The following is a 16,622-nucleotide window of genomic DNA, read 5'->3' as shown; positions in this document are numbered from 1 at the left end:
CGGCATCGAGGCCAGGACGCAAGCACGTATATCAACAGCTACAGGCCAATGCGGGGCGGGCGAGCCCTTAAAACCAGACGAAAAGCAGCCCTTACGTACTGGATCATCCATCCAGCAGGTAAGGGCTGCTTTTTTTACGCCAGGATCCGGCGCCCATTCAGAGGCGCCATCGCGTATCCCGCTATTCGATGTTCTGCGCCTGTTCCCGCATCTGCTCGATCAGCAGCTTCAGGTCCATGGCGGCGCGGGTGACTTCCATGCTGCCGGCCTTGGAGCCCAGGGTGTTGGCTTCGCGGTTCATTTCCTGGAACAGGAAGTCCAGGCGCTTGCCCGCGCTGCCGGCGTTCTTTTTGCCGGAGGCGGGTTTGCCGCCGCCGTCGCCCAGCAGGTGGCGCAGTTCTTCCAGGTGCGAGCGCAGGCGGGAGAGTTCTTCGGCCACGTCGATGCGCAGGGCGAACAGGTTGGCTTCCTGGGACAGGCGTTCGGACAGTTCCGCGCCGGAAATGTGGGTGAAGCCGCCGGGGAAGGCGGATTCCACGCTTTCGCGCAGCTTGGAAGCCAGCTTGTCGCGGTGGTCCGCCAGCAGTTGGGGCAGGTGCGCCTGCACCAGCTCGACGATGCGCGCGACGCCGTCGGCGCATTCGCGCATCATGCCGGCCAGGCGTTCGCCTTCGCGCGCGCGGCCTTCCTGCAGCTGGGTCAGGGCCTGCTGGGCGGCCTGCATGCAGGCGGCGCCCCAGACTTGCGGGTCGAGCGCGTCGTTGGCGCGCTGGCCGGGCCAATTGAACAGTTCCACCAGGCGCGGGGCGGCGATGTCGGGGAGGATGCGGCGCGCGGCCTGCAACTGTTCGGCCAGGCTTTCGAGCCAGGCCGGTTCCAGTTTGGACAGGTCGGTGCTGGCGTTGCGCGTGTAGGAAACGCGGATTTCGACCTTGCCGCGCGCCAGATTGGCGGTCAGCAATTCGCGCAGCGGCGTTTCCACGTGGCGCAATTCGTCGGGCAGGCGGAAGTAAAGGTCAAGGAAGCGGCTGTTGACGCTGCGGAATTCGAGCGCAAGCGTGCCTTGCTCGAGATCTGCGCGGGCGTTGCCGAAGGCGGTCATGCTGCGAATCATGATGTGCGTGTCCTGGTAATGCTTTTTATTGGGAACCGGCGGGTGTGCGCGCCAGCCGGTTTTTCGGCGCGGACCCTTTCATTTGTACCGGTTATATCGCGGCAGGATACTCCAAGCGGCGTTTTCCTGCGGCGCCACCCCGTACAATGCGGCGGATCTAAGCCACGTCTGGAGTTTGCCTGTGACCACTACCCCCGCCATCGCCCGTCCTTCGGGCCGCGCCGTCGACGAACTGCGGCCGTTCAGCCTGGAGCGCGGGTTCACGCGCTACGCCGAAGGTTCGGTGCTGGTGAAGGCCGGCAACACCCATGTGCTGTGCACGGCCAGCGTACTTGAGAAGGTACCGCCTTTTCTGAAGGGCAAGGGGGAAGGCTGGGTAACGGCTGAATACGGCATGTTGCCGCGCGCCACCCATACGCGCGGCGACCGCGAGGCCGCGCGCGGCAAGCAGAGCGGCCGCACCCAGGAAATCCAGCGCCTGATCGGCCGCAGCCTGCGGGCCGTGTTCGACATGAAGGCGCTGGGCGAACGCACGCTGCACCTGGACTGCGACGTGCTGCAGGCCGACGGTGGCACGCGCTGCGCCAGCATTACCGGCGCCTGGGTGGCCGCGGCCGACGCCGTCGCGTTGCTGATGCAGCGCGGCGACCTCGCCGCGAACCCGATCCGCGATGCGGTGGCAGCGGTGTCGGTCGGCTTGGTACAAGGTCGCGCGGTGCTGGACCTGGATTACGAGGAAGACTCGGCCTGCGACGCCGACGTGAACGTGATCATGACCGGCAGCGGCGCATTCGTGGAAGTGCAGGGCACGGGCGAGGGCGCCACCTTCACCCGCGCGGAACTGGACACGATGCTGGTGTTGGCCGAAAGCGGCATCGCCGGCCTGGTGCGGGCGCAGCGCGCGGCGCTGGCCTGATCGGCGCCAAAAGAAACGGGTTGGACGCGCACCCCGCGGCCAACCCGTAGATTCGTCTGCAGGCTTTACTTCGACGCCAGCAGCATTCCCATTTTTTCCGCCTTTTCCAGATTCCAGATCGCGGCGATCAGCCCGCGCAGCTCTTGCTCGGTAGCGGCGTCCGCGTAGCGGCCCAGGCTTAGCGTCTTGTCCTCGATTTCCACCCGGCTCAGGGTATTGCCCGGATCGCCCTTGGGTTCATCCACGCGGCCATGCAGCTTGCGGCCGTCGCGGGTGTAGACCGTGACCTTGCCGATCCAGCGCTGAGGGTAGGCGCCGTCGACCTCCGGGTCGAGTTCCATTTCGACCTTGCCGCGGAACGTGGCCACGCCCGGATCGTCCAGGCCGGCATCGAATTCCGCCAGGCCTGCGCGGCCCTGGCGGGCGATCAGGGCCAGGACAGTGCCCATCGAGAACTTGGACTGGTGCACGGTCTGCGGATTGACTACCGGCCCCAGCACGTCGATGGCGCCCTGGTGCACGTGGGCCACGACGCGCTCGATGTCGGCTTCGGTCAGCTTGTTGTCGCGCAGCGCTTGCTGTAGCGCGTCGGCAGCGGGGTGGGTGTGGCGGCAGGAAGCGTGGAACTTGAACGAGGTCTCGGCCAGCGCCCAGCGTTCGCCCAAGCGGTCGCACAGGCGACTCGGGTCGGCGTCGGTGGACATGCCGGCCGCCATGCCCTGCGGACCTTCCAGGATGTGGCGCGCGCCGGTGAAACCTTCGCGCGCCAGATAGGCGGCGGTGATGCCGTCGGCCGCGGCCTTGGCGGTGTGCAGTTGCTTGGAGTCGGCGGCGTCGCGCAGGAACTCCCAGAGGCCCGCAGCCTGCGTGCCGGCCGAGCCCAGCGCGTGCAGCATTTCCTCGGGGGACAGGTTCAGCAGCCGGCCGGCGGTGACGGCGGCGGCCAGCGTGCCTGCGGTGCCGGTGGTGTGGAAGATCTTGTAGTGCGAACGGCCCAGGAATTCGCCGACGCGGATTCCCACTTCGTAGCCCGCAACAGAGGCGACCAGCAGGTCGCGGCCCGAGCGGCCCAGCGCTTGCGCCACGGCCAGCGCAGGCGGGAACACCACGGCGGCGGGGTGGAACACGGAACCGTTGTGCACGTCGTCCTGCTCGACCACGTGGGCGGCCGCCGCGTTGACCATGGCGGCGAACAGCGGCGTGGTGCGGCGGCGGGTGATCAGGACTTCGCTGGGGCCGTCGGCCGGACCCATGGCGGCGGCATAGCGGTCGATGGCCTGCACGGCGCGCGCCGAAGCGCCCGCCAGAATGGACGCCAGGCAGTCCAGCAACAGGTCCTCGGCGCGGCGCAGCACCGGCGCCGGGATGTCTTCATAGCGCAGGTTGGCGGCGAAGGCCGCGAGTTCGGCGCTCAGGTGCGGGATATCTTTGGCAGCGGTCATTGATGTCGGGGTCCGGTCAGAAGGAGCGGGGCAGGCCCAGGATGTGTTCGGCCACGTAGGACAGGATCAGGTTGGTCGAGATCGGCGCGACCTGATACAGGCGGGTTTCGCGGAACTTGCGCTCCACATCGTATTCCGTGGCGAAGCCGAAGCCGCCGTGGAATTGCAGGCAGGCATTGGCGGCTTCCCAGGACGCGTCGGCAGCCAGCAGCTTGGCCATGTTGGCTTGTGCGCCGCAGGGCTCGTGGGCGTCGAACAGGCGGCAGGCCTCGTAGCGCATCAGGCTGGCCGCTTCAACGTTGATGTGGGCGCGGGCGATGGGGAACTGCACGCCCTGGTTCTGGCCGATGGGGCGGCCGAACACCATGCGCTCCTTGGCGTAGGCTGTGACCTTGTCCACGAACCAGTAGCCGTCGCCAATGCATTCGGCGGCGATCAGGGTGCGTTCGGCGTTCAGGCCGTCCAGGATGTACTTGAAGCCCTTTCCTTCCTCGCCGATCAGGTTCTCCTCGGGGATTTCGAGGTTGTCGAAGAACAGCTCGTTGGTCTCGTGGTTGACCATGTTGGGGATCGGGCGGATCGACATGCCGTGCTTCACCGCGTGATGCAGGTCCACCAGGAAGATGGACATGCCTTCGGACTTGCGCGTGACCTGGTCCAGCGGCGTGGTGCGCGCCAGCAGGATCATCAGGTCGGAGTGCTGCACGCGCGAGATCCAGACCTTCTGGCCGTTGATGACGTAGCGGTCGCCGCGCTTGACCGCGGTGGTCTTGATCTTGGTCGTGTCGGTGCCGGTGGTGGGTTCGGTGACGCCCATGGACTGCAGGCGCAGTTCGCCGGCGGCGATGCGCGGCAGGTACTCGCGCTTCTGGGCTTCGGAGCCGTGGCGCAGCAGCGTGCCCATGTTGTACATCTGGCCGTGGCAGGCGCCGGAATTGCCGCCGCTGCGGTTGATTTCTTCCATGATGACAGACGCTTCGGTCAGGCCCAGGCCGGAGCCGCCGTATTCCTGCGGGATCAGCGCGGCCAGCCAGCCGGCTTCGGTCAGCGCGCGGACGAAGGCTTCGGGATAGCCGCGTTCTTCATCGACCTTGCGGAAGTATTCGGAGGGGAACTGGGCGCAGAGATCGCGCACGGCTTCGCGGATGTCCTGATAGGCGTGGGAGGCGTTGGTCATGATGCTGTTTTCTGTATGAGTAATGGATCGGTACACCGTGGAATGTGCCGCATGCCGCCGCCCCTGCCAATTCACAATTGCTTAATACGGGGTTCGGTTTCATGACGGGAGTTTGTCATCCTGGCGCCGGGGTTGTGTCAAGAAATTGCCAAACTGGGTGTCCATAATCCATGCGAACGCCGCCGCTGGCGGCAGGTTTTGTATGGACTGATATGCGGAAAAACATCAGGGTCACGACGGCGTTGTCGGCCATTCTTGCGTTGTTCGTGGTGCTGTTCGCGCTGGCGGCGGCGGGGGCAATCACGGTGCTGCGGGAAAACCGGGCGGACATCGAAGCGCTGGGCCGGGGCAGCATCGAACGGGCTGGCGACCTGGCGGACATGACCAGCCGGCTGTTCCAGGCGCGCGCGGCGCTGACGGATGCCAAGACGGCGATGGAAGGCGGGCTGGAAGAGGCGCGCAACGAGTCGCTGGCGCACGCCGAGGCGCTGCTCAAGCAGGCCGGGGAAAGCCTGGGACGCTTGCGCGCCAATCCCGACATCAGCGCCGAGGGCGCGCCGTTGTTCGATGGCGTATTGGCGGCCTACGCCGCCTTCGCGGACAAGACGCTGGCGCCCATGCATGCGGCGATCAAGGGCTGGAACGGGATCGAGGTGAACCGCCTGGTGGACAAGGCGCTGCCGGCCAGCGGCGCTGCCTACGTCAAGCAGGCCGACGCCTACCAGACCTACGCCCGCGATCAGGGGCAGGCGGCCGTGGCCAGCGCCAGCCTCACGCTGCAGCGGGTGATCGCGGTGGCGGCCGGGGTGCTGGCGCTGGTGCTGCTGTTGGCTGTGCTGATCCGCCTGGCGTTCCGCCGCAGCATCCTGCGGCCGCTGAATGAAGCAGGGGCGCATTTCGACCGTATCGCCGACGGCGACCTCACGGGTGCGATCGCCATGCGCGGCGACAACGAGATCGGCGTCCTGTACAGCGCCATGCGGCGCATGCAGAAAGGGCTGTCGGCGGCAGTGGCCTCGGTGCGCCATGGCGTCGAGGAAATCCATACCGGTTCCGGCGAGATCGCCGCGGGCGGGGCGGACATGTCGGACCGTACCGCGCGTCAGGCGGGCTCGCTGCAGGAAGCGTCGGCCAACATGATGCAGCTGGCGCAAACGGTGCAGCTGACCGCCGGCAACGCCGACCTGGCCAGCCGCCAGGCGCTGGGCGCGACCCAGCTGGCGCAGCGCGGCGGCGCGGCGGTGGAGGAAGTGGTGCAGAGCATGCAGGGCATCGCCGAAAGCGCCCGCCGCATCGGCGAGATCGTGGGCGTGGTCGACAGCATCGCGTTCCAGACCAATATCCTGGCGCTCAATGCCGCGGTGGAAGCGGCGCGCGCGGGAGAGCAGGGAAAGGGCTTTGCCGTGGTGGCGGGCGAGGTGCGCTCGCTCGCCCAGCGCAGCGCGCAGGCCGCCAAGGAAATCAAGGGCCTGATCGAGGACTCCGCGGCGCGCGTGCAGGCGGGCGTGCGTCAGGTCAGCGTGGCCGGCGACACCATGCGCGACATGATGCAATCGGTGGACCGGGTCACGCAGATCGTGGCCGAGATTTCCAGCGCGACGGCCGAGCAGGCGGCGGGCATCGCCTCGGTGAACCATGCGGTGGCGGACATCGAACGCTCGACGCAGGAGAACGCCGCCATGGTGGAGCAGACCGCGGCCGCTGCCGCCGCGCTGGAAGCCCAGGCGCAAGGTCTGCGCCGGGCCGTGGCGGTGTTCCAGATCGCCCAGCCGGCCGATGGCCCGGCCGGGCAGGGTTCAGCTATCCAGCTGCGGCAGGATGCCGCCGGTGTAGCGCTCGGCCACCAGCGACAGGTTCCCGTGCTTGACCTTGTGCTTGACGTGAGCGGCGGCCGACGCGATGTCCTCAGGGCGGATGCGCTCGCATAGCGATGGCGTGACGGTGAGGGCGCCCACGCCCAGCGTCACGAAGGGAAAGAAGCGCGGCACGCCGTAGCGGTCCTCGGCCTCGATCCCGCCGTTGCGGCGGCCCTCGTCGTCATACAGGTCCATGGCGCGGTCGTTGAATTCCGCGATGATGCGCTGGGCGCGCGCCATCCAGTCGGGGCTGCGCAACAGCACCACGAAGTCATCGCCGCCCACATGGCCGACGAAGTCGCGCTGCGGATCGCAGTGGCGCTTGATGACTTCGGCGGTCAACATGATCATGTCGTCGCCGCGCCAATAGCCATAGACGTCGTTGAAGGGCTTGAAGTTGTTCAGGTCGCCATAGCAGATGGTGAAGTCGTCGGCGTCTTCGAGCAGCGTGGCGATGTGGCGGCTGATGGGGATGTTGCCAGGCAGCGAGGTCAGCGGATTGGCGTAGCGCGCCGCCTCGATGCGCATCTCGGTGACCGAGCGCACCAAGGTTTCGCCGGTGGCCAGGCCGTCGTAGCGACCTTCGCGCGTGATGATCAGGCCGTCCATCAGATAGCGCTGGTCTTCCGAGATCAGCACGTGGCTCAACTGGTCGATGGATACGTTCAGGTCCACCAGCACCGGTTCGGCATTCATGAAGGTGGAGCAGGCGTCCCGCCCGAACAGCTCGCGCGTGTAGCGCTGGGCGTAATGTTCCGAGAAATCGCGCCGGTTGATGATGCCGACCGGCCGGTTGTCGTCGTCGATCACCGCCACCGCGTGCATTTCCTTGTGCTCGATGAACAGCCGGTGCACGTCGTCATTGGTGTGTCCGGTCAGCCGTACCGCCGGCGCTTCGACGCGCAGGCTGGCCGCGGTGCCGCCGACGCCGCGGGCGGGCGTTGCGGCCGGCGCGCGTTGGCGCAGCGAATCGCGCAGCGGCGGCGCCAGCTCGGTCAGCAGCATTTCCTCCGGCCGGCCCAGCAGCCAGCCTTGCGCGTAGCGGATGTCCAGCTCGCGCACCACGGCCAGGTCCTCGGCGGTCTCGATGCCTTCGGCAACGATGGTGGTGCCCAGGTGCTGCGCCACTTTCAGGATGGCGCGCACCATGTTCTGCTTGCGCTCGTCCTGGCCGATGCCGTCGAAGAAATAGCGGTCGATCTTGACCAGGTCCGGCTGCATCTCGGCCCAGAGCTGCAGATTGGAGTTGCCCACGCCGTAGTCGTCCAGCGCGACACGCATGCCATGCGCCCGCAGGCAGGCAAATGCGCTGGACAGCTCCGCCATGTGCTCGGACAGCGGATCCTGCTCGGTGAGTTCGACGATGATGCTGGAAGGCGCGAGCGAGCAATTCTTGAGCAGGCGCTCGGGCATTTCCTCGCCCCACAGGGTCCAGTAGTGCAGCAGCGCCGAACCGGACAGGTTCAGGAACAGCATGCCGGAGGCGTCGTGCTGGTGAAAGCCCTGCGCGCCGGCGCGGAAGCTCGCCAGCTCCAGCTGCGGATGCAGGCCCTGGCGGCGGGCCTCGGCGAACAAGGCGTCGGGAAAGTGCAGGGCGGTGTCGACGGGGCCGCGGATCAGGCTTTCATGGCCGTAGATGCGGCTGTGCGAAAGATCGACCACGGGCTGGAAGCGTGGGCGCAGCAGCCGTTCCCGCAGGATGCCAGCCAGGCTCACGTGCGCTGACGCGCTGTCCAGGGGGGATGAGGGCGCGCGGGCCGCTACCGGCCGGGGCAAAGCGTGAATGGGGTCCATCGCCGGTGCGTTCAGATACTATCAGTGACAAGTTTGATCATGTTGACAACAAAATATGTCCGCGTTGTTTCGTCGATGGCAGGCGCGCCATATTCAATTAGGGTCAGTATCACTGTCAACCCTGGCGCAAGGTATATCCTTTCGCCTCGCGGGGGCATGCCGCCCGCGGGCGGCGGATGGGGCCTGCGCCCTATACAATTTGCCCCATGACTGCTCCCAAGATTCCCGATTCCCTGCGCCGCGTGGTGCTCGCCTCCAACAATGCCGGCAAGCTGCGCGAGTTTTCCGCCCTGTTCGCGCCCCTGGGCATCGAGCTTGTGCCCCAGGGCGAACTGGGCGTGCCCGAGGCCGAAGAGCCGCACGTGACGTTCGTCGAGAACGCGCTGGCCAAGGCCCGCCATGCCAGCCGCCTGACGGGACTGCCGGCCCTGGCCGACGATTCCGGCCTGTGCGTCGCGGCGCTGGATGGCGCGCCTGGCGTGTATTCGGCGCGCTATGCCAAGATGCTGGGCGGCGAAAAATCCGATCAGGCCAATAACGAACTGCTGGTGCGCAATCTGGCCGGCGTGGCCGACCGCAGCGCCTGGTACGTGGCGGTGCTGGCGCTGGTGCGTTCCGAGAACGACCCGCGGCCGCTGATAGGCGAAGGCCTGTGGCATGGCGAGATCATCGACCAGCCCGAAGGCGCCAACGGCTTTGGCTACGATCCGCATTTCTACCTGCCCGACCAGGCCCTGACCGCCGCCGCCCTGGAGCCCGAGGAAAAGAACCGGCTGAGCCATCGCGCCCGCGCCCTGCGCGAACTGTTGAGCAAGCTGAGCCAGGCTTGACTAGGGCGCCGCGCGGCGCCCGGTTCAGGAATTACGCATGTCCATCATCATTCCCATCCGCAACGACATGGGCGCGCAACCGTCGCGCCTGAAGCTGCCGGCCGGCGCCACGCTGACCAGCCTGCCGCCGCTGTCCGTCTATGTGCACGTGCCGTGGTGCGTGCGCAAATGTCCCTATTGCGACTTCAATTCCCACGCGGCGCCGGGCGAAATCCCGGAACGCGCCTATCTGGATGCCCTGCGCAGCGATCTGGAGCAGGCGCTGCCTTCGATCTGGGGGCGGCAGGTGGTATCCGTCTTCATCGGCGGAGGCACGCCCAGCCTGCTGTCGTCCGAAGGACTGGACGAACTGCTGGCGATGCTGCGCGCCTGTCTGAACCTGTGGCCCGACGCCGAAATCACCATGGAAGCCAATCCCGGCACGGCCGAGGCCGGGCGTTTCCGCGACTACGCCGCCAGCGGCGTAACGCGGTTTTCGCTGGGGATCCAGAGTTTCGACGATGCGCAGCTGAAGAAGCTGGGCCGCATCCATGACAGCGCGCAGGCGAGGGCGGCGATCGAGATGGCGCAGCGTGCGGTCTCGCGCGTCAACCTGGACATGATGTTCGCCTTGCCCGGCCAGACTCTGGAGGCCTGTGCGGCCGATCTGCGGCAGGCCGTGGCTTTTGGCACCGAGCACCTGTCGCTCTATCACCTGACGATGGAGCCCAATACCGTCTTCGCCAAGTTCCCCCCCCAGGACCTGCCCGACGACGACACCAGCGCCGCCATGCAGGACGCGGTGGAGGCCGAGCTGGCGGCGGCCGGCCTTGCCCGCTATGAGGTTTCCGCCTACGCGAAGCCCGGCGCGCGGTGCCGCCACAATCTGAATTACTGGGAATTTGGCGATTACCTGGGCCTGGGCCCGGGGGCGCACGGCAAGCTGTCCTTCCATGACCGCATCGTGCGCGAAGTGCGGCTGCGCGGGCCCGACTCGTGGATGCAGGCCGCCATGGCCCGCGACGGCAGCCACATCGCCGAAAGCCGCCAGGTCGGGCCGGACGAACTGCCGTTCGAGTTCATGCTGAACGCCCTGCGCCTGAAGGAGGGCGTAGCCGCCACCGCGTTCAACGAGCGCACCGGCCTGTCGCTGGCCGCCATTGCGCACCAATTGGAGGCGGCCTCCAAGCGCGGGCTGTTGGACGCCGATCCGACCCGGCTGCGGGCGACTCCATTGGGCTGGAGATTCCTCAACGACCTGCAGGAAATGTTCCTGTAGCGTTCATGCACCATAGTGGGGCAATCATGCTCCACTATTTGCACCATGATGGTGCTACATTTTCCCATGATCGAGCCGATTTCCCCGGGGAATCCCGGAGAGGAAACCTGGCACGCTTATTGCTTCCCTCTTTTATGCCAGTCGACGGGCAAAGCCCTCGACCTTTTTATCTAATGGAGATGACATGGCAAGCCCGAAAGATGTCCTGAAACAGATCGCCGACAACGAAGTCAAATTCGTGGATTTCCGCTTTACCGATACGATTGGCCGTGAGCACCACATTTCGGTGCCGATCAGCCAGATCGACGAAGACAAGCTGGAAAGCGGGCAGGCCTTCGACGGTTCGTCGATCCCGGGCTGGAAGGGCATCGAAGCCTCCGACATGCTGCTCATCCCCGACCTGTCCACCGCCAACCTGGATCCGTTCCGCGAAGAGCCGACCATGATCCTGTCGTGCGACGTGGTCGAACCTTCCGACCTGAAGGGCTACGACCGCGACCCGCGCTCGCTGGCCAAGCGCGCCGAAGCCTACCTCAAGTCCTCCGGCCTGGGCGACACCGCCTACTTTGGTCCGGAACCCGAATTCTTCGTCTTCGACGGCGTGACCTGGAACAGCGACATGTCCGGCACGTTCGTCAAGATCAAGTCCGAAGAAGCCCCCTGGTCCTCGGGCCTGGAATTCGAAGGCGGCAACACCGGCCACCGTCCCACCGTCAAGGGCGGCTACTTCCCCGTGCCCCCGGTCGACTCGTTCCAGGACATGCGTTCGGAAATGTGCCTGCTGATGGAACAGATGGGCGTGCCGGTCGAAGTGCACCACCATGAAGTGGCCGGCGCCGGCCAGCTCGAAATCGGCACCAAGTTCAGCACGCTGGTGCAGCGCGCCGACTGGACGCAGATCGTCAAGTACGTGATCCACAACGTGGCCCACGCCTACGGCAAGACCGCCACGTTCATGCCCAAGCCCATCGTCGGCGACAACGGCTCCGGCATGCACGTCCACCAGTCCATTTGGAAGGACGGCCAGAACCTGTTCGCGGGCAACGGCTACGCCGGCCTGTCGGAATTCGCGCTGTACTACATCGGCGGCATCATCAAGCACGCCCGCGCGCTGAACGCCATCACCAACCCCGGTACCAACTCGTACAAGCGCCTGGTTCCGCACTACGAAGCGCCCGTGAAGCTGGCTTACTCGGCCCGCAACCGTTCGGCCTCGATCCGTATTCCGTACGTCGGCAACCCGAAGGGCCGCCGCGTCGAAGCGCGCTTCCCGGACCCCCTGGCCAACCCGTACCTGGCTTTCTCGGCCCTGATGATGGCCGGCCTGGACGGCGTGCAGAACAAGATTCACCCCGGCGATCCCGCCGACAAGAACCTGTACGACCTGCCGCCGGAAGAAGACGCCAAGATCCCGACGGTCTGCGCCTCGCTGGAACAGGCTCTGGAAGCGCTGGACAACGACCGCGAGTTCCTGACCCGCGGCGGCGTGTTCAGCAACGACATGCTCACGGCCTACATCGACCTGAAGATGGCCGATGTGAACCGTCTGCGCATGACGCCGCACCCGGTCGAGTTCGACATGTACTACAGCCTCTAATGTCCTGAGGCAGTAGCTGGAGGTGGCGCGATGATGCAGGCAGAAACCAGGGCCGGCAGCACGCGCACCGCCAGATCGCGGTTCGACGTGCTGTCCGCCAGGCCTTACGCCTGGTGGACAGGGCGCCGGCTTCCGGCGCGGCCGTCGCGTTCCGCCGTCCCCTCACATTCGGGTATGTAGAAAAATGAATGTAGAAGCTCTCGATTTGCTAGCCACGTCCGTTTTCCTGGTCAACGAGCGCGGTCATATCGAATACGCCAATGCGGCCGCTGAAGATCTCTTTGGCCGCTCGCGCAAGCAACTGGGCGGGCAATCCGCCGCCACGCTGTTCGACAGTCCGGAAAACATCCAATCCTCCATCGACCGCGCAGCCGCAGGGCGCTATGCCGACGTCAGGCAACTGGCCTCGTTGCGCCGCGCCGCGGAATCCGTGGAAGTTTCCGTGACGACGGTCGGACTGACGGGCCAGCGCTGGCCCGTGCTGATAGAAACCCGCGAGATCGAGCAGCGCGTGCTGGCCGACCGCAACCACCGCCTGGTTGACGAGATCGAAGCCCACCGCGAACTGCTGCGCAATCTGGCGCATGAAGTCAAGAATCCCCTGGGCGGCCTGCGCGGCGCCGCGCAATTGCTCGAAGCCGAACTGCCCAGCGCGGCGCTGGCCGAGTACACCCAGGTCATCATTTCCGAAGCCGACCGCCTGCAGGCGCTGGTGGACCGCCTGAGCGGCCCGCAACGTGTGCCGCTGAACGCGCGGCCGGTGAACATCCATGAGATCTGCGAACGCGTCTGCGCGCTGATCCAGGCCGAATTCCGCAATGACGTCACGCTGCTGCGCGACTACGACGCCTCGGTGCCGGACCTGAAGGGCGACGCCGCCCGTCTGATGCAGGCCGTCCTGAATGTGGCGCGCAACGCCGCGCAGGAACTGGTGGCGCGGCCCCAGGGACCGCAGACCGAACCCGGCGTGGTCACGCTGCGCACGCGCGTCGCGCGGCAGGTGATGCTGGCCCACCGCCAGCATCGTCTGGCGCTGGTGCTGTCCATTACTGACAACGGTCCCGGCGTGCCGGATCAGATCCGCGACCGCATCTTCCATCCGCTGGTCACGGCGCGGGCGGGAGGCACCGGCCTGGGCTTGAGCCTGGCGCAGGACTTCGTGCAGCAGCACGGCGGCATCATCGAATTTGAATCCCGGCCCGGCCGCACCGAATTCCGCCTGGTCCTACCGATGGAGCCTGCACACTGATGAAACCCGTATGGATCGTCGATGATGACCAGGCCATCCGCTGGGTCCTGGAAAAAGCCCTGGCGCGCGCCGGTGTGCCCACCCGCAGTTTTTCGCAATCGGCCGACGTGCTGGAAGCGCTGTCGCACGAAGCGCCCGCCGCGCTGGTGTCCGACATCCGCATGCCAGGCGGCAACGGCCTGGAGCTGCTGCGCCAGTTGAAGGAACGCAACCCCGGCCTGCCGGTCATCGTCATGACCGCGTTCGCCGACCTGGACAGCACCGTTTCCGCCTTTCAGGGCGGGGCATTCGACTACCTGGCCAAGCCGTTCGACGTGAACGAGGCGGTGGCGCTGATCCAGCGCGCCCTGCAGGAATCCGCCGAGCCTGAAAGCCCCGAAGGGCAGGGCGAATCGGCGCAGAACAACGAGCGGTGGATGATGACGCAGTCCTCGTCCACCGCCATGCAGGAAGTGTTCCGCGCGATCGGCCGGCTGGCGCAGTCCAAGGTCACCGTGCTGATCACCGGCGAATCCGGCACCGGCAAGGAGCTCGTGGCGCGCGCTTTGCACGGCCATGGCGTGCGCGCCGGCGGGCCCTTCGTGGCGCTGAACGCGGCGGCCATTCCGCGCGATCTGCTGGAGGCCGAGCTGTTCGGCCACGAACGTGGCGCGTTCACGGGCGCCAACAACCTGCGTCGCGGCCGCTTCGAGGAAGCGCATGGCGGCACGCTGTTCCTGGACGAAATCGGCGACATGCCGATCGAGTTGCAGACGCGCCTGTTGCGCGTGCTGGCAGAAGGCAGCTTCTACCGCGTCGGCGGCGCGCAGCCGGTGCGCGTCGACGTACGCATCGTCGCCGCCACCCATCAACCGCTGGAACAGCGCGTGGAGCAGGGCCTGTTCCGCGAGGACTTGTTCCACCGCCTGAACGTGATCCGTCTGCGCCTGCCGCCATTGCGCGAACGGGTGGAGGACATTCCGGCGCTGGCCGGCCACTTCCTGACCGCCAGCGCCCGTGCGCTGGGAGTGCCGGTCAAGCGCCTGACGCCGGAGGCGCTTGCCGTGCTGTCCAAGTTCGATTTTCCGGGCAACGTGCGCCAGCTGGAGAACTTCTGCCATTGGCTGACCGTGATGGCGCCCGGCCAGACGGTCGAGCCGGCGGACCTGCCGCCGGAAATCCGCGCCATGGAGCACCAGCCGCAGCCGAGTCCCGCGCCGTTGCGTCCGGCCGTGTCCATGGCCGGCGTGGGCACCGTGGTTCCGACCTCGGCGCCCATGGAAGCGGGCTCTCCACGCAACTGGCAGGACTCCCTGCTGCGCGACGCGCAGTACCGGCTGGAACGTGGCGAACCGGCGGTCATGGCCACGCTCACGCGCCAGTTCGAGAAGATCCTGCTGCAAAGCGCGCTGGATGCCAGCCGCGGCCGCCGGGTCGAGGCCGCCAGCCGCCTGGGCATTGGCCGCAACACCATCACGCGCAAGCTGCGCGAGTTGGGCATCGAGGACGAATAAGGCGCGCGGCCGCGCGCCTTATCCCATCCCCAACAGGCTCTCGCAGAGGCGCGGCGATTTCAGCTTCTGCAGCCACCATTTCAGGGCTTCGCCCGGCGGCTCCGAGCGCCAGGCGTACGTCAGGTGTTCCGTCAGGGACATGCCTTCGTCCGTTTCGCACACCACCAGCAAGCCTTGCGCCAGATACGGCGCGGCCAGGGTCAGCGGCAAGTAGCCGCAGCCCAGGCCGCGCACCTGGGCATCTATCTTGGCCTGCATGGTAGGCATGACCAGGGTGGGCTGCTCGGCCAGGATGCCGCGCGTCTGCGGCGCCAGATTACGCGACGTGTCCGCCACCACCACCGCGCAATAACGCGTGATGTCGGCGCGGCTCAAGGGCTGCGGCAGCGAAGCAAGCGGATGGTGCGAGGCCACGCAGAAGCCGAATTGGGATTGGCCCATGGCTTGCGAGCGATAGGGGCCGGTCGGCTCGCCCGCCGAGCCAGCGCCGATGACCAGGTCGGCCCGTCCTGAGGTCAGGGCGTCCCAGTTGCCGCTCAATACCTCGCTGGAAAAGCGCAGCGTGGTGGCGCTACCCAGCGCCTGGAACTCCTCGATGAGGTCGTACAGCGGCCGCCACGGCAGCACCGCGCTGACCGCGATGCGCAACTCCACCTCCCAGCCCGTGGCAATGCGCTTGACGCGGCAGGCCAGGTCGTCCAGCGATTGCAAGACGTGGCGGCCCTCCTTCAGCAGCGTTTCGCCCGCTGGCGTCAGCAGCGCGCGGTGTCCGGATCGGTCGAACAACAGCACGTCCAGGCCGTCTTCCAGCTTGCGGATGGAGTAGGTGACGGCCGAAGGCACCTTGCCCAGTTCGCGGGCGGCCTTGGCAAAGCTGCCGTGGCGGGCGATGGCGTCTACCAGGATCAGAAGTTCGGGGGTGATGGCTTGCATGGTCGGGGGCTTGGCACAAATATTCAAAAAATTTGAATGGTTTCGTCAAAATATAGCGCCAAACAGGCCGGGCTGCACGCGCACAATATCACTCATGCCGGTGGTGCAGCGGCTTCTCGGGAAATGAAGGCCAGGCTGCACAACCATTCACATTATTGAAACAGGAGTCCGCAATGCTTACCACTCGCCGCGCTGCTGAACGGGGTCACGCCAACCACGGATGGCTGGACTCGTTCCACACGTTTTCCTTCGCCAATTACTACGACCCGGCCCACATGGGCTTTGGCGCCCTGCGCGTGATCAATGACGACCGCATCGCGGCCGGCCGCGGCTTCGGCACGCATGGCCATCGCGACATGGAAATCATCACCTACGTGCTGGACGGCGCGATCGCCCACAAGGACAGCATGGGCAGCGGCTCGACCATCCAGCCCGGCAACGTGCAGCGCATGAGCGCCGGCCGCGGGGTCATGCACTCGGAGTTCAACCCGCTGGCGGACCGCGAAACGCACATGCTGCAGATCTGGATCGAGCCCGACGTCACTGGCATTGCGCCCGAGTACGAAGAGCGCAGCTTCAGCGACGAGCAGAAGCGCGGCCGGCTGCAAGCGCTGGTGTCGCCGGATGGCGCTGACGGTTCGATGAAGATCCATCAGGATGCGCGCCTGTATGGCGGGCTGTTCGACGGCGACGAGTCCGCCGCGCTGGAACTGGCCGCCGGCCGCCGCGCCTGGGTGCACGTGGCCCGCGGCAGCCTGACAGTCAACGGCGTTGAGCTGTCGGCTGGCGACGCGCTCGCCATCACCGGCGAGCCTCGCGTCGAGCTGTCGGGCGGCAAGCAGGCCGAAGTCCTGGTGTTCGACCTGGCGTGATGCGTCAAGGCGGGCGGGCTGGATCAGTCCGCCCGCCGCTGTTTTTTCCATGCAGGCGGCAGGCCTTAAGATGGTCCTAGTCCCCACAACC

At 66.5% G+C, this 16,622-nt stretch carries 12 protein-coding genes and 1 pseudogene; 8 read left to right on the top strand and 5 right to left on the bottom strand.

Going from position 1 to position 16,622, the window contains the following annotated elements; translation table 11 throughout:
• Positions 1-181: 181 nt before the first annotated feature.
• Positions 182-1,114 carry a YicC/YloC family endoribonuclease gene (locus DXK93_RS25960; RefSeq protein WP_119451588.1) on the bottom strand — a complete coding sequence of 311 codons (933 nt, stop codon included), beginning with the start codon at positions 1,112-1,114 and terminating at the stop codon, positions 182-184.
• Positions 1,115-1,295: 181 nt separating this feature from the next.
• Between DXK93_RS25960 and rph the strand changes: the two genes are divergently transcribed.
• Positions 1,296-2,030: a ribonuclease PH gene (gene rph / locus DXK93_RS25955; protein ID WP_054454085.1), complete on the top strand. Its 735-nt coding sequence runs from the start codon at positions 1,296-1,298 to the stop codon at positions 2,028-2,030.
• A 65-nt stretch (positions 2,031-2,095) separates the two neighbouring features.
• On the opposite strand, the gene DXK93_RS25950 is transcribed toward rph, so the two are convergent.
• Both DXK93_RS25950 and DXK93_RS25945 read right to left on the bottom strand, forming a co-directional pair.
• Complete coding sequence (locus DXK93_RS25950; RefSeq protein WP_119451587.1) at positions 2,096-3,472, bottom strand: MmgE/PrpD family protein; 1,377 nt, start codon at positions 3,470-3,472, stop codon at positions 2,096-2,098.
• Positions 3,473-3,488: 16 nt separating this feature from the next.
• The gene (locus tag DXK93_RS25945; RefSeq protein WP_054454089.1) at positions 3,489-4,649 is read right to left on the bottom strand and encodes an acyl-CoA dehydrogenase family protein; all 1,161 of its coding nucleotides are present in this window, start codon (positions 4,647-4,649) and stop codon (positions 3,489-3,491) included.
• A 170-nt stretch (positions 4,650-4,819) separates the two neighbouring features.
• On the opposite strand from DXK93_RS25945, the pseudogene DXK93_RS25940 reads away from it, so the two are divergent.
• Positions 4,820-6,295 (top strand): annotated as a pseudogene (locus tag DXK93_RS25940) (methyl-accepting chemotaxis protein); the annotation flags it as partial.
• Positions 6,296-6,445: 150 nt separating this feature from the next.
• On the opposite strand, the gene DXK93_RS25935 reads toward DXK93_RS25940, so the two are convergent.
• Positions 6,446-8,299, bottom strand: a complete 1,854-nt coding sequence (locus DXK93_RS25935) for an EAL domain-containing protein (protein WP_054454091.1) — start codon at positions 8,297-8,299, stop codon at positions 6,446-6,448.
• A 206-nt stretch (positions 8,300-8,505) separates the two neighbouring features.
• Here DXK93_RS25935 and rdgB point away from each other — a divergent pair, with 206 nt between their 5' ends.
• The 5 genes from rdgB to ntrC all read left to right on the top strand — a co-directional run bounded on the left by rdgB (position 8,506) and on the right by ntrC (position 14,726).
• Positions 8,506-9,129, top strand: a complete 624-nt coding sequence (rdgB, locus tag DXK93_RS25930; RefSeq protein ID WP_054454093.1) for an RdgB/HAM1 family non-canonical purine NTP pyrophosphatase — start codon at positions 8,506-8,508, stop codon at positions 9,127-9,129.
• Positions 9,130-9,166: 37 nt separating this feature from the next.
• The gene (gene hemW / locus DXK93_RS25925) at positions 9,167-10,387 is read left to right on the top strand and encodes a radical SAM family heme chaperone HemW (protein ID WP_119451586.1); all 1,221 of its coding nucleotides are present in this window, start codon (positions 9,167-9,169) and stop codon (positions 10,385-10,387) included.
• Between the two features lie 184 nt (positions 10,388-10,571).
• A complete protein-coding gene (gene glnA / locus DXK93_RS25920; protein WP_054454097.1) occupies positions 10,572-11,984 on the top strand; it encodes a type I glutamate--ammonia ligase in 1,413 nt (470 codons plus the stop codon).
• A 184-nt stretch (positions 11,985-12,168) separates the two neighbouring features.
• Complete coding sequence (gene glnL / locus DXK93_RS25915; RefSeq protein WP_054454100.1) at positions 12,169-13,233, top strand: nitrogen regulation protein NR(II); 1,065 nt, start codon at positions 12,169-12,171, stop codon at positions 13,231-13,233.
• The gene (gene ntrC / locus DXK93_RS25910; RefSeq protein ID WP_119451585.1) at positions 13,233-14,726 is read left to right on the top strand and encodes a nitrogen regulation protein NR(I); all 1,494 of its coding nucleotides are present in this window, start codon (positions 13,233-13,235) and stop codon (positions 14,724-14,726) included. Before glnL ends, ntrC begins: the two co-directional genes overlap by 1 nt.
• 18 nt (positions 14,727-14,744) lie before the next feature.
• Here ntrC and DXK93_RS25905 read toward each other — a convergent pair whose 3' ends face one another.
• Positions 14,745-15,659 carry a LysR family transcriptional regulator gene (locus DXK93_RS25905; RefSeq protein ID WP_119451584.1) on the bottom strand — a complete coding sequence of 305 codons (915 nt, stop codon included), beginning with the start codon at positions 15,657-15,659 and terminating at the stop codon, positions 14,745-14,747.
• A gap of 173 nt (positions 15,660-15,832) precedes the next feature.
• Between DXK93_RS25905 and DXK93_RS25900 the strand changes: the two genes are divergently transcribed.
• Positions 15,833-16,531: a pirin family protein gene (locus DXK93_RS25900; RefSeq protein WP_054454106.1), complete on the top strand. Its 699-nt coding sequence runs from the start codon at positions 15,833-15,835 to the stop codon at positions 16,529-16,531.
• Positions 16,532-16,622: the final 91 nt, after the last annotated feature.

It is taken from the genome of Achromobacter sp. K91 (assembly GCF_003576205.1).
GTDB lineage: Bacteria > Pseudomonadota > Gammaproteobacteria > Burkholderiales > Burkholderiaceae_B > Achromobacter > Achromobacter aegrifaciens.
This window is presented reverse-complemented; position numbering and strand designations above follow the sequence as displayed.